We start from the raw sequence: 23,171 nt of genomic DNA on the forward strand, positions 1-23,171 counted from the left end.
ATCATTTGGAGTCTGTATGACCCTGCCCAAACACGTTCGCCTGGTCGAAGTCGGCCCGCGCGATGGTCTGCAGAACGAGAAGCAGCCGATCAGCATCGCCGACAAGGTGCGGCTGGTGAACGACCTCTCCGCTGCCGGTGTGCAGTACATCGAGGTCGGCAGTTTCGTCTCGCCCAAATGGGTACCGCAGATGGCCGGTTCCGCCGAGGTGTTCGCCCGGATCGAACAGATGCCCGGCGTGACCTACGCGGCGTTGACGCCCAACCTCAAGGGGCTGGAAGCGGCCCTCGAAGCGGGCGTCAGCGAAGTCGCGGTGTTCGCTGCCGCATCGGAAGCCTTTTCGCAGAAGAACATCAACTGCTCCATCGACGAGAGCCTGGCGCGCTTCGCTCCCCTGCTGGAAATGGCACGCGCCAATGGCGTGCAGGTGCGCGGCTATGTCTCCTGCGTGCTGGGCTGCCCCTACGAAGGTGAGGTCGATCCGGCACAGGTTGCCCATGTCGCGCGCGAGCTGTTCGCCATGGGCTGCTACGAGATATCCCTGGGCGACACCATCGGCACCGGCACCCCCGGCAAGACCCGCCAGCTGATCGAAACCGTCAGCCACGGCGTACCGCGCGACAAGCTCGCCGGACATTTCCACGACACCTACGGCCAGGCGCTGGCGAACATCTATGCGAGCCTGCTCGAAGGCCTCTGCGTATTCGACAGCTCGGTCGCCGGGCTCGGCGGCTGCCCCTATGCCAGAGGTGCCAGCGGCAATGTGGCCAGCGAGGACGTGCTGTACATGCTCGACGGGCTGGGTATCGACACCGGCATCGACCTGGATGCGCTGGTTGCCGCCGGGCAGCGCATCAGCGATGTGCTGGGCCGGACCAACGCATCGCGGGTCGCGCGGGCGCGGCAGAACGCGGTCTGACGGGCGTTCGAGGAAGACAGCCATGGCACAGCAGACCTACAGCATTTCCGATCTGGCCAACGAGCTGGACGTCACCACCCGCGCCATTCGCTTCTATGAAGAACAGGGCATGCTCGCCCCCACACGGCGTGGCCAGGAACGCATCTACAGCCCCAGGGACCGCGTTGCCCTGAAGCTGATCCTGCGCGGCAAGCGCATCGGCTTTTCCCTGGCTGAATGCAAGACGCTGATCGAGCTCTACGACCCCAGGGCCGGCAACCGGAAACAACTGCAGATCATGCTCGACATGATTGCCGAACGCCGCCAGCAACTCGAACAGCAGCTGCTGGATATCCAGCAGATACAACGGGAACTCGATACCGCCGAGGAACGCTGCCTGAAGGCCCTGGCGGGCCGCTGAAACAGACGGGCCTACACCTGCAACAGTCGCTCGCGCAGTTTGTGGATCTCGTCGCGCGTCTGCGCTGCGGCTTCGAACTCCAGATCACGGGCATGGGCGAGCATCCTTTCCTCCAGCTGACGGATGCGTTTGGTGATCTCGCTGGGTGAACGCAGCTCATTCTCGTAGCGTGCCGCTTCCTCCGCCGCCTTGGCCTCGCCACGCCGTTTCTTGCTGCGCGAACCCGGCACGGTGGCGCCTTCGAGAATGTCCTGGACGTCCTTGACCACGCCCTGCGGCACGATGCCGTGGGCCTCGTTGAAGGCGATCTGCTTGTTGCGCCGGCGCTCGGTCTCGTCGATGGCGCGCTGCATCGAGCCGGTCATGTTGTCGGCGTAGAGAATCGCTCGCCCGTTGAGGTTGCGCGCCGCCCGGCCAATGGTCTGGATCAGTGAACGCTCGGAACGCAGGAAGCCTTCCTTGTCCGCATCGAGGATCGCCACCAGCGACACCTCGGGCATGTCCAGCCCTTCGCGCAGCAGGTTGATGCCCACCAGCACGTCGAACACGCCCAGGCGCAGGTCGCGAATGATCTCGACCCGCTCCACGGTGTCGATATCCGAATGCAGATAGCGCACCCGCACGCCATGGTCGCCGAGGTAATCGGTCAGGTCCTCGGCCATGCGCTTGGTCAGGGTGGTGACCAGCACGCGCTCTTCCTTGGCCACACTCCTGGTGATTTCCGAGAGCAGATCATCGACCTGGGTCAGCGCCGGACGCACTTCGATCTGCGGATCGACCAGCCCCGTGGGCCGCACTACCTGCTCGACCACGCGCCCGGCGTGCTCGGCCTCGTAAGGCCCCGGCGTGGCGGAAACGAAGATGGTCTGCGGGCTGATCGCCTCCCATTCATCGAAGCGCATGGGCCGGTTGTCCAGCGCCGACGGCAGGCGGAAGCCATATTCCACCAGTGTTTCCTTGCGCGAGCGGTCGCCTTTGTACATGGCGCCGACCTGCGGCACGCTGACGTGGGACTCGTCGATCACCAGCAGCGCATCGGCCGGCAGGTAGTCGTACAGGGTTGGCGGCGCCTCGCCACTGTCGCGCCCCGAAAGATAGCGCGAGTAGTTCTCGATGCCGTTGCAGTAGCCCAGCTCCATGATCATTTCCAGATCGAAGCGCGTGCGCTGCTCCAGCCGCTGCGCCTCCACCAGCTTGTTCTGGCTGCGCAGGTAATCCAGCCGGTCCTTGAGCTCGACCTTGATCTTCTCCACCGCCTCCAGCAGGGTTTCGCGCGGCGTCACGTAGTGGCTCTTGGGATAGAAGGTGAAGCGCGGCAGCTTGCGGATCACCTCGCCGGTCAGCGGATCGAAGGCCGACAGGCTTTCCACCTCGTCGTCGAACAGCTCGATGCGCACCGCTTCCAGGTCGGATTCGGCGGGGAAGATGTCGATCACGTCGCCACGCACGCGGAAGGTCGCGCGGGCGAAATCCATGTCGTTGCGGGTGTATTGCAGGCCGGTCAGGCGGCGCAGCAACTCACGCTGATCGAGGCGGTCGCCGCGATCGACGTGCAACACCATCTTCAGGTACGACTGCGGATCGCCCAGGCCGTAGATGCACGACACCGTGGTGACGATGATGGCGTCCTTGCGCTCCAGCAGCGCCTTGGTCGCCGACAGGCGCATCTGTTCGATATGGTCATTGATCGAGGCATCCTTCTCGATGAAGGTATCCGACGACGGCACGTAGGCTTCGGGCTGGTAGTAGTCGTAATAGGAAACGAAATATTCCACCGCGTTGCGTGGGAAGAAGGACTTGAATTCGCCGTAGAGCTGCGCCGCCAGGGTCTTGTTCGGCGCCAGCACCAGGGTCGGGCGCTGTACGTGGGCGATCACGTTGGCGATGCTGAAGGTCTTGCCCGAGCCCGTCACGCCCAGCAGCGTCTGGTGCGACAACCCGGCCTCGATGCCTTCGATCATCTGCCGAATGGCTTCGGGCTGGTCACCGGCGGGCTTGAAACGCGTGACCAATTCGAACTGCGACATATGGACCTCTTGGTTGACGGACCTGCTGGGGTATCGATTGTGCCATTTCATGCGCCGCACGGCAGTGAAGACGGTCGGCAGTGCGCCCATGTGAACGGACCGATTCTGGCAGAAAAACCATCCCGGCATTCGCAACGAAAGCCCAGGATGGCTATAATCCTGCCCGTTTGCCCGCAGCCCTCAGCGTGAAGCGAGGGTGCTGTATCACTCACCTTCTTCTCTTCGAGCCTCCCCACCATGAGTTTGTTCTCTGCTGTCGAAATGGCGCCGCGCGATCCGATTCTCGGCCTCAATGAAGCCTTCAACGCCGACACGCGGGCGAACAAGGTCAATCTCGGCGTTGGCGTCTATTACAACGAAGAAGGTCGCATTCCCCTCCTGCGCGCAGTCGCTGCGGCGGAAATGGCGCGCCTGGAGCTGAACGCACCACGCGGCTACCTGCCCATCGAGGGTATCGCCAGCTACGACATGGCGGTCCAGGGCCTGCTGTTCGGCGCGGATTCGGCGCTGGTCGCCGAGGGTCGCGTCGTCACCACCCAGGCCCTGGGCGGAACCGGCGCGCTGAAAATCGGTGCCGACTTCCTCAAGCGCCTCCTGCCGGACGCCGTGGTCGCCATCAGCAACCCGAGCTGGGAAAACCACCGCGCACTGTTCGAATCCGCCGGTTTCGCCGTGCAGAACTACAGCTACTACAACGCAAGCAGCCATGACGTCGACCGCGCGGCCATGCTCGAAGACCTGAACAATCTTCCGCCGCGCTCCATCGTCGTGCTGCACGCCTGCTGCCACAACCCCACTGGCGTCGACCTGCTGCCCGAAGACTGGAAGCAGGTGCTGGAAGTCCTGCGCGCCAGGGATCACGTGCCCTTCATCGACATCGCCTACCAGGGTTTCGGTGACGGCATCGAGGAAGACGCCGCCGCCGTGCGCCTGTTCGCCGAATCCGGCATGAGCTTCTTCGTTTCCAGCTCCTTCTCCAAATCCTTCTCGCTGTATGGCGAGCGCGTCGGCGCGCTGTCGATGGTCACCCAGAGCCAGGAAGAATCGACCCGCGTGCTGTCACAGATCAAGCGCGTGATCCGCACCAACTACTCCAACCCGCCGACCCATGGCGCCACCGTGGTTTCTGCCGTGCTCAACAACGCCGAACTGCGCGCCATGTGGGAAACCGAGCTGGGCGAGATGCGCACCCGCATCCAGGAAATGCGCCTGAGCATGGTCCGCCAGCTGGCCGAGAAAGGCGCCCGGCAGGACTTCAGCTTCGTCGCCAAGCAGCGCGGCATGTTCTCCTACTCCGGGCTGACGGCCGCACAGGTCGAGCGCCTGCGCGTGGAATTCGGCGTCTACGCCATCGGCACCGGACGCATCTGCGCCGCCGCGCTGAACCACAACAACCTGGACCACGTCACCGACGCCATCGTGCAGGTAATTTGAGCCAGGCTCAGGGTTGACTTCCCCTTGATAAACAGTAGGATACGCACCGCAGTTCCGCGATAGCTCAGTCGGTAGAGCAAATGACTGTTAATCATTGGGTCCCTGGTTCGAGTCCAGGTCGCGGAGCCAAATTCAGAAGCCTCGGGTAATACCGGGGCTTTTTTGTGGCTGCAGGACTCTCACCAGGGACTACGTCCCAGGTGATTCGCTTCGCTCACCCCTCCGGGGCCGCGCTGAAGCGCGTTCTGCTGCGCAGTCGAGTCCAAGTCGCGGAGCCAAATTCAAAGCCTCGGGTAATACCGGGGCTTTTTTGTGGCTGCAGGACTCTCACCAGGGACTACGTCCCAGGTGATTCGCTTCGCTCACCCCTCCGGGGCCGCGCTGAAGCGCGTTCTGCTGCGCAGTCGAGTCCAGGTCGCGGAGCCAAATTCAAAGCCTCGGGTAATACCGGGCTTTTTTGTGGCTGCAGGACTCTCACCAGGGACTACGTCCCAGGTGGTTCGCTTCGCTCACCCCTCCGGGGCCGCGCTGAAGCGCGTTCTGCTGCGCAGTCGAGTCCAGAGATTTGAAAGCCTCAGATGAAAATCTGGGGCTTTTTTGTAAGCGATGTCCCGTCCTGAATAAGGTTTACACCTTTCCCCCGAGAACCTGGAGACCTCGATGGATCAAGGTGTTAAGCGAACCCAGCGTGATTACTCACTGACTTTTAAATTGGCTGTGGTCGACCAGATCGAAAAAGGCGAGCTGACCTACAAGCAGGCCCAGGCTCAGTACGGGATCCAGGGCAGGTCTACGGTTTTGGTATGGTTGCGCAAGCATGGTCGGCAAGATTGGAGTCAGGGGGCTTCGGTTCGACCCGGCAGGAGCGAAGTCATGACCGATCCAGCAAACCTGACGCCTGAGCAGCGGATCAAAGAGCTCGAACAGCAACTGCAGGTCATGAGGCAAAAGGCCCAGTTCTTCGAGTCCGTGGTCGATGTGCTGAAAAATGACTACGGTGTTTCGATCGTAAAAAAGCGACCCGGCAAGTCCTCTCGCAAAAGCAAGTTGAAGGACTGAGCATCGTCAGGGCTTGCCAGTTTCTGTCCATCAGCCGCCAGGCTTACTACAAGCGTAATCGTAGCGCCGATCAGCGTCGCCTGCAGAGCGAGCAGGTGGCCTGCTACGTCCGGCGTGTAAGGCTACGTCAGCCGCGCATAGGCACGCGCAAGCTGCATTATCTGCTGAGCAACCAATCGAATGATGACCTGAAAGTGGGCCGTGACAGGCTGTTCGGGATCCTGACTGAGCATCGTCTACTGGTGCTGCCCAAACGTGCGTACCACAAGACAACCCATAGTTTTCACCGCTTCTACCGCCACCCGAATCTGCTCAAACCTGGTCCCGACCAGATCACTGCAGCGGCGCCCGAACATGTCTGGGTGGCCGATATCACTTACCTTCCCAGCCGCAGCGGTCCGCTCTATCTGAGTTTGGTTACCGATGCCTACTCACGCAAGATCGTTGGCCATCACGTGCACGAGAGCCTCCATGCCGAATCCGTGGCCATGGCCTTCAGGCATGCCCTGAGGCAGCGCCGCAGCAATCAGGTGTTGATCCATCACTCTGATCGCGGGATCCAGTATTGCTCAGCGCTGTATCAAGCCCTTCACATGCACCACAACGTCCAATGCTCGATGACCGACGGATACGACTGCTACCAGAACGCGCTCGCCGAGCGAGTAAACGGAACACTCAAGAATGAACTGATGCTGCGTAGCCCCGGTGACCTGAAGCAGGCAAGAGCAATGGTCAGGGAAGCCATCGAGGTCTACAACACGGAACGACCGCATCTGTCTCTGAAATACAAAACGCCCGATGCCGTGCATCGGGCGTTTTAGTACCGAAATCTAGCTGAATCGGTGTAAACCTATTTCAGGACTAGACACGATGGAAACCACCCAAGTGCATATGATGGGTGGGCCGAATGCTGAGCTTGCTTGCAGGCACAATCTAACCCCGCTCCCCTGATGGGGAACGGGGTTAGATCGCAGCCGGACAGGATCAGTCGATCACTATGCCTTGTGCCTCCAGCTTCACTTCCGTTCCGTTGTGACCACTCACCCAGGAATTTCCTTGCTGCGCCCAATCCATGCCCAGCGCCGCCGAGTCCTCGTTATCACCGAGAATGCTCAGGATGTCGCCCTGATCGGGCATCTCGAATACATCTTCAGCACTCAGAACCAGGATGTCATTGTCGCTGCTGGTACTTGGGTCATCGCTGACGCTGTCCTGCACTGGCAGCTCCACCTCGGTTCCATTGTGATCACTTATTCCGAAGTCTTCGTCCTGTATCAAATCCTCACCCAGCGGCACCAGGTCTTCATTGTCATGAAGAATACTCAGGGCGCTGTCCTCGTCCTCACCGGTCATCTCCTCGACGCTTAGAGCAAAAATGCTGTCGGCTCCGCTGGGGCTCAGGCCAACGGCTATGCCTTGAACCTCGAGTTTCACTTCGGTTCCGCTGTGATTGCCAACCCAGGAGCTTCCCTGCTGCGTCCAGCCCTCGCCCAGCGTTACCGAGTCCTCACTATCACCGAGAATGTGCAGCGTGTTGCCCTGATCGGTCATCCCGAACACATCCTCGACGCTTAGATCAGTGATGCTGTTGGCCCCCGCGACACTCAGATCAATCACCTCGATATTGCTCAGGTGGGCGGCCAGTTGACTGCCACTCAGGCTCTCTCCATAGCGCAGTTGAATGGTGTCATTGCCAGCCAGGCCGTCGATTGGCATACCGCCATAGAGCAGCACATCAGCGCCGCCGGTAGCCTCCTTCGCCTGGATCGTCACGTCGAAGCTGCCAGAGGACGTAGCGCTCATATCGGCCCCTCCGTCAACGGTGTAGGCGCTTACCTGCACCGTCGACGCCACACTGTCCGCTGCCTGAACGAAGCCCAAGGTATTCACCTGCGCCGGCGTCAGGCCGATCACGGTGTAAGTGTCGGTTCCCTCAGCGTAACTGATGGTGACTCCACTATTCGCATCCAACAGGGTCGTCCCGGCATAGAAGGCAGCGTACAGGCCCAGCCCCTTGAATGTCAGGGTGGCAAGCTCAGAACCGTCATTGTCGGGCATGGCGGCGTTGAGGTTGATCGGGATGATGTCGCCCTCGGCGCCAAAAGTAAGGGTCGGTGAGATGCTGATGCCATCCGCCACCGACTCGACCACCAGGGTGACTGGTAGGGTGGAATCCTCGACCGCCAATCCCTGATCAGTGGCCTGAATCACCAACTCCAGATCCGATTCCGTACCGCTCCAGTTGCGTGGCGGCTGCACGGCAATGTAATCCGGCAATGCCCCGCCCGTGAGCGGAATGGACCAGGTGCCGTCTCCGGCGTTATTGGCCAGCGTCGCACTGCCCGCATCGTTGCCGATGAAGACCAGGAAGTCGGACGGCACATTGCGCAGGAAGGCCGCCAGCATCGCCTCGGAGCCGTCCTGATCGTTCAGCCCAGCGGATACCTTCAGTTCCACCCGCTGATCCTCGATACCGGTCGCGGTCAGTGCGGTGATCGAATCGCCCTGCTCATCGGTGAAGTCGATACCGCTGTTCTCCGGCGCCACCACAGCCGTGGCACTGCCGGAACCAGACCGGATGTCATTTGTTTCGGCGCCCTGCTCCCGTGTCAGGAATGCCGCGCTCAGGCTGACCTGGCCGGCGGCATGCTCGTCCCCTTGATAAGTCAGGATAACCTCGTCGCCAAAGCCGACGTTCTCGATGACGTAGTAATCACCGTCAGGCAAACCATCAACTCCAGTCACCGGTTGCAAAGCTAGTTCGCCGTCAGGTCCGGTAAGAGTGCCCGAAGCCAGCCCGCCCGCCTCGTTCAATCGCAGGTACAACTTGCCATCCACCACCTGGCTGAAAGCGCCATCGACCCCGGGTTCCACTTTCACCGTGAAGGTTACCGCATCGCCCTCGGTTACGTCGCTGGTCATCACCGTCACAGCTGCCGGGTCGGTGGCGGGTGCGAGCGGCGGCGTTACCGCCTGCGTCTCCACATTGCGCTCCCCGTTGGGGGCATAGGTGGTCAGGGTAACGTCGAAGGTCCAGGGGGTACTGCCGTTGTCGTTACGGTCGTCCGGCGGCGTGATGGTGATGGCGTCCAGTAGCGCCTGCAGTGCCACGCTGTCGCCAGAACCATACAGCGTCCAGGTCGGTACGCCATTGACCATGGTTTCGCTCATGCCGTCGATCGAGCCGCCGCTGAAACCGGTGATGGTGATGGCGAACGAACCACTGCCGTCCAGCGTACCCTGCACGACGTTCCCCAGTTGGAACCCGGTATCTTCGACGCCAGGAGCGGCCATATTGTCCACCGTCCAGCCGGTGATCTCGACCGGCTCGGTCGCGGAGACATCCTCATCCTCGAAATCAGAGGCGTCGACCGGAGTGGTCAGCGTCCAGCTAGCAGAAGCGCTTACCTCCTCCGCGCTGCCATCCTGGGTAATAGCGGTCACCGTCAGGGTATCGTTCAGGCCGGCCAAAATGTCGGCTGCGGCCAGTAGCTCGAACTCGATGGAGAACGTCGTGCCATCCTCAGCCTGGTCAATGGCTTGATTGATCGGCAACAGCCAGCGCCCGGTATTTTCGGAGCCTGCACCTCCCGGTACGTTGCCGATGTAGCTGGCGCCGACGATGGTGACGCCCTGCGGTACGCCATCGATCACCACGCTGGTCAGGCGTTCGCTGCCGTCGTGATCCTGCGCGCCACCTGCCTTAGCATCCGGGTTCTTGCTCAATTGGAAGTCAATGGTCAGGACGGTGTTGCCGGTGACCTCGACATCCGTGCCACCAGTTATGACGGTATGGCCGACACTGCTGGAAGTGATGCCCGTGATGACCAGAGTTGCCGGATCGGTGACCGGATCGATGGTCAGGGTATGACTGTCGGCAACGGTACTGCTATCCGTCGCCGTGCCGTTGGTGGCGGTGTTGACGATGGTGTATTCCACCCCAAAGTCATAAGTGCCCGTGCTGTTGGCTGCGCCCTGCGCGTAGACATTACCGATGGCGCTGCCACTCAGCTTGTACCAGCCAGCGTCCAGTACCACATCCGTGATGCCCGGATCGTTCGCAGCTTCGGCCAGCGTCATGGTGCCGCTGCTGCCGTAGTACAGCGTATAGTCAGCGCTACCGCTGGCAACATCGTCGACATCGACCCATACTGAGGTCAGCGTCTCCTTGGTATCGCCGCCCCCCGGAATCGCGAACTGCACCTGGCCGCGCGTGTCTTCCAGCAACGCGCTGGAGTCCTGCATGGTCTTCTCGACCTCGGGTGTGATGGTGAAGGTCACCGAGGTCGGCTCGCTGATGCTGTGACCATCGATTTCCGTGCTGATGATGGCCACCCCGACGATGACCTCCCCGCTGAAATGCTCGGGCACACGAATCGAGGCGGTGGCCAATTGGCTTTCATTCAGCAACCAGCCATCGCCAAGCCATGTGCCGCCCTCCAGCGAGAAGCCGTCCGGTAGGGTGATCTTCAGGTTGAGGGTTTCCGAAACATCCGTATCGCGAGCCACTTGCCCGGTGATCAGCTCCCTCAACGGCACCAGGTTGTTCATGACACCATCCACTGCGGATTCGGCGTAAGTATTGCCTGAGTCCGTTTGCAGATCGAAACCATCAGCCACGCCCTTGACCTGAACCTGGATGGTCTTGGTCTCGATCGGGGACTCATTGATATACGGATTACTCGGATCATCCGGATTGGGCATGGTATCCACCGACTTCGCAGTCACCGTGAGGGTAAAGTCGCTGTTGCTGTCGAGCGGTGGCAGTACCGTCAGCAGGATATTGCTATCGAAGTTCGCAATGGTGGCCGCACCGCCCGAGACAGCCAGTTCGATGGCAGTGTCCGGATCATTGCCATAGAAGAGCCTGGCACCCGTCGGAATATCCTCGATGATGACGGTGTAGGTTTCCGACTCATCATCGCTGCGTGGCTCGATCGTCAACGGAATACGGGTGTCTTCGTCACCCTTGGCAAGACCGTGAACGGCCAGGGTAACCTGGTCGGCCACCGGCAGGATGAGGATGTTTTCCAGCGTTGCGACGACATCGCTGGTGTACACGGAAGGCGTGCCACTGCCCTCGCTGTCATCGTCGTAGTCGACCGTCTTGACCCGGACATCGATCTCGAACTTGCCGGAGAAGTTCTTCGCGGCCTTGAACTGCAGGGTATCCAGGTACTGCGCCGGGATTTCTACCGGCGTGGTGCCATCGAAGGTGCGTGTTTCCCAGGCACCGCCATTCTCTGTCATGTCACCGTTGGTGGAGAACCGGAATTGCGAGCCCTTGGCTTCAGCCAGATCATCACCAAAAATCAACCTTGGCGTCAGCAAGGCATAGGTTTCTTCGTCCCCGTCCTCGTTGCTCCAGCCCGTTTTAAGGTTGAAAGCACCTTCCTGCCCCAGGACGAACCAAGTGTCTTCCGCACCTTCAGTCGTATAGAGATGACTGCTGTTGTGTGTGACATCGTTGCCAAACGGCCCGGCGCTGTCCTTATCTTCCTGCTCGGCCACCGGGGTGACTTCGATCCGCAAGGTAACTGGAGATGTGGTTGCAGGGGCACTGGTGACAGGTGCGCCATCGACCATGTTGCTGTCCACCGTGGTCACGGTCACGTCTTGCAGCGTAAGGTCACGGCTGCTGTGGGCCGGTGGTGTGGTGGTGAACGTATCGAGTATCGGTTTGAGGTCGAAGCCAGCGGTATCGGCGCTAACGGTATAGGTGCCGGTGCCGGTATCCACGCTGAGCGACCAGTCCGCTGTATCCGCCGGAACATTCACTGTCCAGGTGCCCAACGTGTCATGCGTCCAGCTCGCTCCATCGGCGCTGACCGTCCAGCCCGCCGGCACCCTGAAGCTGACTGCCGTGATGATTTCGCCACCGCTGCCAGTGCTGCTGTCCGTTACTGCTATGCCGCTGAGGAATGCGATGGCGGTGTCTTCCGAGCCGATAACATCCTGGATCTCGGCATCGCCGGCCACGGGATCGACACGCAGGTTCAGCGTAACGCTATTATTGCTGGTATCTGCCTCGGCAACGCCATCCGGCGGATTGGATGCGTTGCCCGCAGTGCCTTGGAAGCCATCTGCGTCCTTGTCCTGGGCATTGATGGCAATCACGATGCCATTCAGATCGCCACTGAAGTCGCCGACCGCACCGATGCGGATATCCGGGAAGCTGTCGAGGTCTCCCGTCTGGCCATTGGCGCCGCTCCTAGCGTTGATCGTCCGGACACCACCCGTCGCCAGCTGCGTGCCATCGACCAGGACCGCCTGCCCGGTAGTGTTGGTGATGGTGATCGAGCGCACCTCGGAGCCGTCCAGGTCGGCAAACTGCGCTTGCAGGATGTCGTTGAGGCGGAAGGTGGTGTCTTCCTTGAGCGTGACGGTGGCTTGCGTATTGTCGGTATAGGTCACGCTGTCGATGTCAGTGCCGCTAACCACGCCAGTGTCGAACACCAGCTCAGCATCATCGGTCACAGCCTGCACCCACACCTTGAAGGTGGCCTCGGATGTTGCGCCGGGCACCGGCGTACCGTTCACCACGGCGATATTGCCTGCATCATCCACTTCATGGCTGGTGGCCTTCACGCTGACGTCGATATTGTCGCCGCGGTGTACAACCGGCAGCAGCTGCAACGCCTCGAACTGAGCCGAGGTCATCTGCACGGCGCCAACCGGTGGTGTCATATCGGCAGGATGCGGCGCGTCCGTCAGCCAGATGGTGACGGGACCGCTGTACGTGATATCCACCGCACCCGAAGAGCCATCAGCTGCCGCCGTCAGCTTCACGCCATTGACCTGCGCACCGGTCAACTCCAGGGTGATTGCGCCCAGGCGTTCGGCTGCATCGCCGACCGCTGCAACGTTCTGGTCGGTGGCATCAGTGATGATGGGCGCCTTCAGGCCCAGCGCTACGGCTGTATCTTCCAGAGTGCTGACATCGGCAAGGGTAACGTCACCTCCTGTCGAGGGCCCCGTACCGTCCATATCCGGCGCATCGGCTACCGGGTTGACCGTCACCTCGATGGTGAAGGTCTTGGTCTCGTTATCCGTCACCGTGGTGTAGGTGAAGGTATCCGTGCCGCTGTAATTGCCATGCGGAACGTAGGTGATGGTGCCATCGGGGTTGACCGTGGCGGTGCCATGGGAAGGTGCGACCGTCCCGCTGCTGCCATCACCGATGGTGGTATTGCCGCCCACGCCGCCTACAGGTCCGACGGCATCGGCGTTGGTGTTGAAGGTAATCGCATCGTCTTCGTCCACTTCGACACGGCGTGGCTGAGTCGCGTCGGGTGTGTCATCGAGGACAGTGACGGTAAAGCTTGTATGCACCTGGTCGCCATCCCGATCAGTGATACGCACCTGGCCGAATACAAGATCGAACTCATCAACCGGAGCATTCGATCCATCGACGTGATCCAGCGGTTTGTGCAGCCTGAACTCGTAGCCCGGATTGGTCGCCGGGTTGGTGATGACGACGGTAAAGACCTCATTACCCACGCTCTCGCCACCACGATAGGCCGTCAAGGTGTGACCGTCGGCGCTGACGACATAGCTCAGCGTCTGGCCGTTCGATTCCAGGTCAAGAGCCTCCAGCGCTGCCGCAGTAGCTGGTGTGAACTGGGCATCGCCAGCACCGTCGCTGCCGAACTGCACATTCAACGAAGCGCTGACGGTGGTCTGCGGCACATCCGGATCACTGCCGTTGGCCAGGTTGGCCTCATCGACAGTCGCCGACGCGGGCTGGGCGCTGATGCGGGGGCCATCGTCCTTGAAGGTAAACCGCCCTCCCACTTCGACCGCTGTGCTGGAGGCGACATCGCCATCGCCATCGGTGGCCGTTGCCGTCAGGGTGATAGCGTCGGAAGCGAGAGTCAGCGAATCATCATGATCATTTACGTTCGGATGCTGCAGGGGACGCTTCTGGGTCAGGGTCACCGCGCCTGTTTCACTGTCGATGGCAATACGAAAGGCTTCCGTCCCCGAGGCGTTGGCCACACCGCCACTGCCGACCAAACCGACAATATCGCTACCCTCCTTGTACAGGTACACACCTTGACCGGTGGCGGTATCGACGACACCGCTGGCCACGCCTGGGCTGGCGACGTCCAAGGCATAGATGAGCGCATTGTTGGTTGCTGCGCCATCGGCGCCGTAGTGGATAGCGAATACGTCTTGCACGAAATCGGTATCGATCGCACTGACGGAGCCAGCTACAAAATCCGTTTCATCCACCACCAGATGGCCGAGTTGCGCCGCATCCGTACTCACCTGCGGCACGTCATCTTCCACTTGGACAGTCAAGGTACCGTTGCTGGTGATATTGCCTGCATCCGTCACGCTCAGCGGGATATCCAGCGTCAGCGTGTCATTGCCCGGGCTGCCGTGGGTACGCTGCTCGGTGAGGGTGTAGGTGTAGCTCAGATTGCCAGCAGTGGGCACTTCGCCCACGCTGGCAGTGGCGGTAAAACCGGTCAGAACCAGAGTGCCGCCGGTGACGTTGATGGGAGCCGACGGGTTGGCTGCAAGCGCCTGGAGCTCGGCCACCGTAAAGACTTGACCGCCAACGCTGATGCTTTGCAAACCATCAGCGGCATTGATGCTGATGGTGCCACTGGCTATTTCACTGTCAGCCATACTATCGCTGCCGTTCGCCAGGCCGCTTTCCATGACCGTGACGTGGCCGCTGATCGCCGCGCCATTGGTATCCTGCGGCACGATGCTCGGCGAACCATCGGTTACGCCATCGATGGTGATGGTGAGGGTGGTAGTGCTCCAGTCACCATCGCTGTCCCTGATGGTATAGCTGAACGTCTCGATCAAATGATCCTCATCCTTCAGCGCATTGACCGCAGGGTTGCTGTTATCGAGCGTGTAGCTGTAGCTGCCATCGCTGTTCAGGACCAGAAGACCGTACTGCCCGCTCACCCCGGCGCCCGCAATACCGCCAGCAAGCTCGCTGGTTTCGATGCCTGCGGCGACGCCTACAACAAACGTTGCATCTGCGCCCAGCTCGTCCTCTCCGCTGCCCGCGTCAGTGACGACGTTGCCTCGCAGCGGCCCTGCGGCATCTTCAGTGATGCTTCCGGTGTCCGGGTGGGCTACAGGCACGGTGTCGGTGATCAGGACGATCAGGTCCACAGGAGCGGAGGTCTGATCGGCATTGTCGGTCACGGTAATGGGAAAGCGATCGGTCACATCGCCGCCGCCATGATCCTTGCTGGTGCCGGTCTGCTGGTAGCTGTAATTCACCGTTCCTGTTGCCGGGTCGTAGCCCGTCAGCCTCAGGGTGCCCTCGGAGCCGGGGATCACTCTGGGCGTGGTGTCCAGCGCCGCCAGTTCGCTGGCCGTGACAGTCTGCCCGCCGACAATGATGTGCTTGAGACCATCCGGCGCGCTGATCTGGAACTCGCCGGTCACCGGTGTGGCGGCATCCTCGGCAATGCTGTTGACCCCTGCCTCGAGCCCGTTATGGTCGGTGACGGTAACGACGGGGATGCCATCGGTATGGCCATGGATGGTGATGGTGAGGGTGGCGGTGGATTTGTCGCCGTCATTGTCAGTAAGGGTGTAGCTGAACACTTCGTCGTTCAGGCTTTCGTCGGTCCTGAGTGCGTTGACGATCGGATTGCTGTTGTCCAGTTCATAGGTGTAGCTGCCATTGGCGTCGAGCGTCAGCGTGCCGTACTTGCCGGTAATGACCGTGGCCAGGCCTCCATCGGCCACATGCGTACCCTCGGCTACTCTGCCGGCCTGCACACCCGAAATAGCTGCGCCATCCGCGCCCTGGCTGTCTGCCATATCACCGGCACTCGCCCCACTGCCGCCCAGGACATTGCCGCTGATCGGGTTCGGAGTACTGTCCTCCCAGATGCTGTTGACGTCATCGACCGCTACCGGCACATCATCGACGATCTTGATATTCAGGATATTGCTGTCGCTGTCGTCATCGCTGTCGTTAGCCGAAATGTCGAATACATCGCTGATGTCAGTAGCCGACACGTCGGGCGCGTTTTTCAGCGTATAGCTGTAGTCGATGCGGACAAGGCCATCGGCGCCTTTGCTGTAGCCATCCAGTACCAATTCACCGTATTCGGTGGTGATAGTCTGCGGAGTCGTGCCAAGCGCTTCCACCTGAGCCTTGTTCAAGGTCAGGGTCTGACCGGTGCCGCTGGCATCCTTGTAGCCGATGGTGAGCGCTACGGTCGAATCGAGGCCATCCAGCGCACTGATGGTGAAACTGGAGATGACCTGGGTATCGGGCGTATTCGGATTGGAACCGTCTACGAGACCGCTCTCGAACACCACATGGTCCTCGACGTTCCCCGCCTGAGGATTGACGGGGTGTACGACCGGCACATCGACGATGACCGGATCATCCACCGGCGTGACCTCGATGACCAGATTCGCCCTGTCGCTGCCACCCTCACCATCGCTGATGCCGTAGGTAACGGTCGGCACCGTGCCGTTCCAGCCCGGCACGGGCGTGAAGGTGTAGCTGCCATCGCCATTGATGATCAGCGTACCGATGCCGGGAATCGTCGCCGTACTGCCAGCCGTATGTTGTGTAGGATCGCCGGCCACGACGAAGGTCGTCACCGTCAGCGGATCGCCGTCGGGATCGCTGTCGGCAGAGGCACCCGGAACGGTCGAGCCAGCGCCCGTGAGCACATTGCCACTGACCGGAGTACTCTCTGGGGTCGTCGCATCGTCATCCCTGGCTGCTGGCCCGGGATTGGTCACGGTCCAGATAAAAGTGATCTCGGTGCTGTTGCCCGACGGGTCGGTAACGGTCAGGGTGACCGGGTAACGGCCATCGTCATTCGGGCCATTCTGACTGGCGGAGCGATCGATGGAGCCTGTGATTTTGCCGGTATCGGGGTCGATGGTCAGGCCATCCGGGAGTCCCGTGGCCTCATACTTCAACGGACCGCCGCTGTTGTCGCTGACGAGGGGCGAGAGATCCAGATCGATGATATCCGCATCCACGTCGCTCCGGTCCGGCACCATGCCCGAAGGCGGCGTGGCATTCACTGGCCTGTTGTCAGTGGCACTGCCGCTGTTGCCGGAAGGCTCGGTGATCGTGGCGGTAACCGGCACATCGGTGTCACCCGGTGACACCGGCACCTGAACGATGATCCCATTGTCCAGATCGTCCTGAGTCACTGGACGATTGAGCAGTTCGTTGCCGTTCCTGTCGGTGACCACCAGCGTGTCACCAACCCGAACCTTGTCATCCAGGATTATCAGCGCCGCAACGGTGCCGTCCGGGCCGATTTCAGCCTCGTTATAGATCCCATCAGGACCAGCGCCCTGCAGCTCGATGGATACGCCGGGAGTGCGCGGCTCGGGATCATCTTCGTGACGCAGAGAGCCGCCCCGATGCTCCCGCCATTCTTCCGGCTCGAATACACGATCAGGCAGGCTCATGCCCATCGGGCGCAGCAATTCCTGAATGCGGGCGACAGTAAGCGGGGTGATGCCGTCGGCTTCGATGATCTCGCCGATGCGTACCAGCTGGACGAAGTTATGGCCTTCGGCCCTCGGCTCATCATCGCGGGCGTTCGAATCGAGTGGCCGTTCGGCCTGTTGACGAATATTCAGCGGGGCAGGCGCCGGAACCTGCATGGTGGTCAGGGCGATGGCGTCATCGACCAGGGCATTCTGCTCGCCGATGAAACTCAGCAGCTGGTTGTCACCGAAGTCGAGATCCACCTGGGCGCCCGGCGCTGTGATCAGCACTTCATCGCCGCGCAGGCGGTCACCAACCCTAAGTTCACGGCGATCGCCATTGGCGGCCTGGGCCCAGGCCTGGCCAACGAGAGAGACAACAATTGCCAGAGTGTTCATATGGACCTCGATACGGGTTTTCTATGCTGAATGATGTCAGGCACGTAAATGATCAACGCTCGCTCAAGGCATTGGCCTTGGCGCGCAGTACGGGTTTGAGCAGGTAGGACAGAATGCTTTTTTTGCCGGTCATGATGTCCAGCTGGGCGGTCATGCCCGGAATGACGGACAACCGCCGGGCGAAATCACTGTCGGTAGTGACGGCACGTACCAGATAGAAGGTGTTGTCGCGTTCATCGGTAATGGTGTCGGCGCTGATGTGCTGCAGCGTCGCCTCGATGCCGCCGTAGATGGAAAAGTCGTAGGCATGCAGCTTGATCGTGGCGGGCAGCCCCGGACGGAGGAAGGCGATGTCCTTGGGCGATATCTTGGCCTCGACCAGAAGCCGGTCGTCGTTGGGCACGACTTCGATGACCGCATGTCCCGGCTGCACCACACCACCGATGGTGTTGAACAGTACGCGCTGCACGGTGCCGTTGACGGGCGAGCGGATTTCCGAGAATTTCACCCGATCGGCCAGCCCATCGACGTTTTTATCCAGGCTGTTGAGCTGCGCGGAGGCCTCGCTCAGTTCAGCCCGCCACTGATTGCGGGCAGTCAGCTCCACTTCGCTCAGGCGCGCATCGGCCTCCTGGATACTGGCCTCGATCTGCCGCGCCCGCGCGGCGGCCTGACGCCGTTCGCCATCGGCACTGGCCTGGTCGCGCTCAAGGCGCAGGATATCCATCTCCGATACGGCGCCGGAGTTGAGCAAGGGCCGGGTCACTCGCAGCTCCTGGCTGGACATCTGCCAGGCCTGCTCCGCTGCGCGCAGGCGCGCCTTCACCTCGTTGAGTTCCTGTTGCCGCTGGGTGCGCTGCTCACGGGCGATGGACAGCCGCTGGCCGAGTTCCTTCAGGCTTTCCTGGTAGTAGTTGTGCTCCCGGGCGATGACCTGTGCCTGGGTCGCACTCATATCCTCCGGCGTCAGCGGCTGGTACGGCTTATCGTCGATCAGCGCCTGCAGACGCTCGACCTTGACCCCGAGGGCAAAGGCCCGAACGCTGCCTTCCTGGTAACTGGCGACGAAGCGAGTAGGGTCTATGCGCACCAGCAGGTCATCCTTGCGCACCGCGTCACCTTCCTCGACGAAGACTTCCTCGACCACCCCGCCGTCCACCGACTGGACGATCTGCAATTGCCGCGAAGGGATGATCTTGCCTTCCCCTCGGGAGACTTCATCGACGCTGGCGAAAGCCGACCACAGCAGCAACAGCACGAAGGTCAGGGCAATTGCGTAGAGCAGGCCGCGGGCGCGCAACACCCGCTGCCCTTCCAGCGCCTGCTCGGCATCCTGCTGCCAGTCATGCGAGCCGTTGCGCAAGGCCGAGAAGAACGGGCGAAATAGCCGGTCGATGCCGCGACGCCCATGTACACCGACGGAATCCATCCGGCTCAGGTGCTCGAAGGCCAGCTGCTCGGTCTGTTTTTGTGTCACGTCCTTGCTGATCACGGCGCCACCTTCTGCATGGAACCGCTCTCCAGGGCTTTCAGCACACTATGCTTGGGGCCGTCAGCGATGATCTGCCCGCCATCGACGACGATCAGCCGATCCACCAATGCCAGCAGGCTGGTGCGGTGGGTTACCAGCAGCAGTGTCTTGCCCTGGCTGTATTGCCCCAGCGCCTTGGCGACATGGTTCTCCAGAGCGCTGTCCATGGCGCTGGTGGGTTCATCCAGCAGCAGGATGCTGCTGTCGGCCATGACCGCTCGGGCGACGGCGATGGTTTGTCGCTGCCCGCCCGAGAGCCGGCTGCCACCCTCGCCCACCGGCATCGAAAGGCCGTCGGCATGGCTACCGATCAGAGATTTGAGGCCGGAGATATGAATGGCTTCCAACAGCTTTTCGTTGCTGAGGTTCTCCACGCCCAGGGTGATGTTGTCGTAGACCGTGCCGCTGAGCAGCTGCACGTCCTGCGGGATATAACCGATGTTGCGCCGCAGCTCCGCCGGATCGATCTGCTCGATATGCACGCCGTCCACCAGAAGAGTGCCGGCGCTGGGCCGATAGAGACCGAGCACGAGCTTTTCCAGGGTGCTCTTGCCGGAGCCGACACGTCCCAGAATCCCGACCCGCTCGCCAGCGCGGATATGCAGAGAGACGCTGGACAGAGCATCGCGTTGCTCGTCGGGATACCTGAACGAAACATCCCTCAGCTCGATCTCGCCACGCAGGCGGGGCCGGCTGATCAGTTGCCTGCCGGGCGTGCGCTCCTGCTCGTTGGCCATGATCTGTTCCAGCGAGGCCAGCGCGGTTGCCGCCTGGTAGTACTGCGTCAGCAGCGAGGCGGTCTGCGCCACCGGCGCCATGGCACGGGACGAGAGCATATAGGCGGCGATCAGCGCGCCCTGACTCATCTGCCCGTCGATGACCAGATAGACGCCGACGATGATCATCGACACGGCGACCAATTGCTGAATCCAGGACGCCCCCGAGCCCACCGAAGCCCCCAGCAGGCGCAACTTCGCCGAGCAGCCGGAAAGAAAACGGGTCGCCTGCTCCCAGCGGCTCTGCATTCTGCTGGTGGCGTTGAAGCTCTTCAGGGTCTGCGCCGCCGCCAGGCTTTCGATCAGCCCCGAACTGCGCTGGGAACTGGCCTGGCTCATAACTTCGGACAGCTGTCGCATCCTGGCCTGAACGGACAGTGCGTAAAGAATGATCAGCGCCGCGCCGAGCAGCACCGGGATCGCCATCACCCAGGAGATCAGCATGATGATCAGCGCGAACAGCAGGAAGAACGGCAGGTCGATCAGCGCCGTGACGGTCATCGAGCCGATGAACGAGCGCACCGACTCGAAAGACTGCACGTTGGAGGCGAAAGAGCCGACCGAGGACGGGCTGTGCTCCAGACGCATCCCGAGGATGCGCTCCATGATGCGCGCCGAAAGCGTGATATCGGCACGACTGGCCGCCAGCTCGACGAACCAGCTGCGCAACATGCGCAGCGCCAGGTCGGCACAGACGATAATGGCCGCGCCCAGGGCCAGCACCCACAGGGTGTCGGTGGCATGGTTGGGCACGACGCGGTCGTAGACATTCATCACGAACAACGGCATGGCCAGAGCGAACAGGTTGATGACGAAGGCCGCGATGAGAATGTCGCGATACACCGGACGATTGGCGCGGATCACGCTCCAGAACCAGTGCCCGTCCGGATCCTGGCGTGCTTCACTCTTCTTGCGCCCTTCCTCCAGACGAAAGCCGGGGCGGCAATAGAGGACGACACCCGAACAGCATGGCCTGAACGCTTCAAGTTCCAGCTCCTGGGCTTGCATGCCCAGCTCGGGAAAGATCACCCGGACCTTCTGCTTGTCCAGATCCATCTCCTGCAGCAGGCAGGCCTTGTCGTCCTTGAGCAGGAGAATGCAGGGAAGCAGCAGACCGTTGATGCTTTCCAGCGGCTGCCGCGACAGGCTGGCGTTCATGCCAACACGCTCTGCGGCCCTGGGGAAAACCGAAGGTGTCAGGCGCCCCTGCACCAACGGCAGGCCGTCGGTGATCGCGTCACGGCTGGTCGTTGTGCCGTTGGCGTTCGCCAGCCACAGCAGGCAGGCGCTCAAGGGGTCGTCTGGCAAGGCTTGCATGGGTTGTCCTGTACGGGTGCAACTGAGGGCGCGGCGCAACCGCTGGCGGTTGCGCCGGTCGGTTCGGGGTTACGGCGCGCGGTCGATTTTCAGTTCGACCCGGCGGTTTTCCGCACGCCCCTCTGCCGTCTCGTTGCTGGCGATGGGCTGGTCCGCACCCACCCCGGAGACGGCGATAATGGCGCTGTCAACACCCTTGGAAACCAGCAAGTCACGCACTGCAACCGCGCGGGCGAGGGACAGCTCGCGATTGAGCGCGGCGGAGCCCGTGCTGTCGGTATGGCCAACGATGCTGATCGCCAGCAGATCGCCCTGCCCGGCCACGCGCTGGATCAGGTGCTGCAGACGGACAATCGAGGCCGGCTTGATTTCAGCGCTGGCGGTATCGAACAGGGCATCGCCACTGAGATCGATGGTTTCTGCCAGTTTGACCGAGGGCAGATACAGATTCAGGTCCAGCCCGGCGTCCGGCGAGATCTGGCAGAACGGGCTGGAGGCCGGGGAAGCCGGGGATGCGTAGAGGTCGTCCAGGGTCGGGATCGCTTCGCTGGAGAGCGACAGGGTCTGCAACAGACGCCCCATGCTGTGCAACGTACGGAAGCGGGCCGTTTGCAGGTCGAAATTGCCATCGACATAGGCACGTTCGGCCTGGAAGGCTTCGTTTTCAGAGTCGAGAACATCGAGCAGCGAACGTCGCCCGATATCGAACTGCTCCCGGTAGGCCACCACGACATTGGCCGAACCGTCACGATGCGCTTCGAGGAAGGCACGCTTTTCCTGCAGATTCATCACATCGCCGTAGGCGATGGTCGCGGTCTGGCGCAGATCGACACAGGCCTTGTCACGCAGGCTTTCGGCCTGGTTGATACGGCGGAACGCGGCACGCTCCGCCGCGCGATCGCTGCCGCCACGGAACAGGTTATAGCGGGCGCGCAGCTCGACGATGCTTTCGTTGCCGTAAGGATCGGGGTCGGTGCGGTTGTCGAAGCTGTTGTTGTTCTTGTACAGCCCGTGGCGCAGGCCAAGCTCCAGAGTCGGGTAGCGATTGGCCTTGGTTTGCGCCAGGGCGGCTTCCGCCGTCTGGATATTTTCAAACGCGGCATACAGCGCGGGATTGTTGAGATAGCCCTCTTTCAATACATCCCGCAGCTCAGCCGGAACACCCGCCGCATCGACGGGTTCCAGGGTGCTAGCCGGTGTACGGCCAACCAGGCGCTGGAAACGCGCGGTAACGCTTTGCAGGTTGGCAATTTCGGTCATCAGGTTGGAGCGCGCCAGCGACAGGCGCCCATTGATCTGTTCCAGATCCGCACGGTTGCTGACGCCACGCTGCGCCCGCTGCCCGATCTGATCCTGCACACGCTGGTGGTTGGCCAGGTTGCGCTGCGCCAGTGCGACCAGCTCGCGATGACGAAGCACGCTCAGGTAGGCTTCGCTCGCTTCCAGCGCCTTGGTTTCGGCCTCGTCCAGCAGCTCGTAATAGCGCACCCGGCTGGTGTGATCAGCCCTGGCCAGGCTGTTACGCACACGGAAACCGTCGAACAGCATCTGCGTCAGGGATATTTCGGCGTAGTTGCGCGAATAGTCGCTGCGGCCATCGAACTGGCGGTTCGCCTGGCCGGCAGAGGCACTTATGTCAATGGAAGGCAGGTAGCCGCCGAAGACCTCACGGCGATCTTCCGTGGCCGCATGAAACGCCTCCAGTCGCGTTTGCAGCTCGGGATTGAACGCGAGCGTTTCCTTGACGACACCCAGCAGGTCGTCCCTGGGCTCCGAGGCGCTGACGACGACGGGCGCAAGGCCGAAAAACATGGCAAGCGCGAGTTTGCGGAACGGAAATTCAACGTGCATAAGGTCC

9 protein-coding genes and 1 tRNA gene are annotated in these 23,171 nt (G+C 61.5%); 5 read left to right on the top strand and 5 right to left on the bottom strand.

The features are described from left to right. Positions 1–16 precede the first annotated feature (16 nt). Entirely contained in the window at positions 17–919 is a 903-nt protein-coding gene (locus tag ACYCFC_RS10330; RefSeq protein WP_459653918.1) for a hydroxymethylglutaryl-CoA lyase, read from the top strand. A 22-nt stretch (positions 920–941) separates the two neighbouring features. Beyond that, a complete protein-coding gene (locus tag ACYCFC_RS10335; RefSeq protein ID WP_459653919.1) occupies positions 942–1,319 on the top strand; it encodes a MerR family transcriptional regulator in 378 nt (125 codons plus the stop codon). 11 nt (positions 1,320–1,330) lie between these two features. Here the strand turns inward: ACYCFC_RS10335 and uvrB are convergent, their stop codons facing one another. Further along, positions 1,331–3,346, bottom strand: a complete 2,016-nt coding sequence (uvrB, locus tag ACYCFC_RS10340; RefSeq protein ID WP_459653920.1) for an excinuclease ABC subunit UvrB — start codon at positions 3,344–3,346, stop codon at positions 1,331–1,333. A 237-nt stretch (positions 3,347–3,583) separates the two neighbouring features. Between uvrB and ACYCFC_RS10345 the strand changes: the two genes are divergently transcribed. From ACYCFC_RS10345 to ACYCFC_RS10355, 3 genes are all read left to right on the top strand, one after another. Next, positions 3,584–4,780, top strand: a complete 1,197-nt coding sequence (locus ACYCFC_RS10345; RefSeq protein WP_459653921.1) for an amino acid aminotransferase — start codon at positions 3,584–3,586, stop codon at positions 4,778–4,780. Positions 4,781–4,833: 53 nt separating this feature from the next. Beyond that, a tRNA-Asn gene (locus ACYCFC_RS10350) sits at positions 4,834–4,909 on the top strand. 531 nt (positions 4,910–5,440) lie between these two features. Next, positions 5,441–6,660 (top strand): IS3 family transposase gene (locus ACYCFC_RS10355; RefSeq protein WP_181087218.1). Its coding sequence is split into 2 segments (ribosomal slippage): positions 5,441–5,789 and positions 5,789–6,660, totalling 1,221 coding nucleotides; the frame shifts between segments, so codons are not numbered across the junction. A 163-nt stretch (positions 6,661–6,823) separates the two neighbouring features. Here the strand turns inward: ACYCFC_RS10355 and ACYCFC_RS10360 are convergent. From ACYCFC_RS10360 to ACYCFC_RS10375, 4 genes are all read right to left on the bottom strand, one after another. Next, positions 6,824–17,689 carry a T1SS-143 repeat domain-containing protein gene (locus ACYCFC_RS10360; protein WP_459653922.1) on the bottom strand — a complete coding sequence of 3,622 codons (10,866 nt, stop codon included), beginning with the start codon at positions 17,687–17,689 and terminating at the stop codon, positions 6,824–6,826. A gap of 52 nt (positions 17,690–17,741) precedes the next feature. Next, complete coding sequence (locus ACYCFC_RS10365) at positions 17,742–19,181, bottom strand: HlyD family type I secretion periplasmic adaptor subunit (protein WP_219852713.1); 1,440 nt, start codon at positions 19,179–19,181, stop codon at positions 17,742–17,744. After that, positions 19,178–21,313, bottom strand: a complete 2,136-nt coding sequence (locus tag ACYCFC_RS10370; RefSeq protein WP_459653923.1) for a type I secretion system permease/ATPase — start codon at positions 21,311–21,313, stop codon at positions 19,178–19,180. The genes ACYCFC_RS10365 and ACYCFC_RS10370 overlap by 4 nt, the downstream gene beginning before the upstream one ends. A gap of 69 nt (positions 21,314–21,382) precedes the next feature. Next, positions 21,383–23,164 carry a TolC family outer membrane protein gene (locus ACYCFC_RS10375; RefSeq protein ID WP_459653924.1) on the bottom strand — a complete coding sequence of 594 codons (1,782 nt, stop codon included), beginning with the start codon at positions 23,162–23,164 and terminating at the stop codon, positions 21,383–21,385. Positions 23,165–23,171: the final 7 nt, after the last annotated feature.

It is taken from the genome of Stutzerimonas sp. NM35 (genome assembly GCF_054604355.1).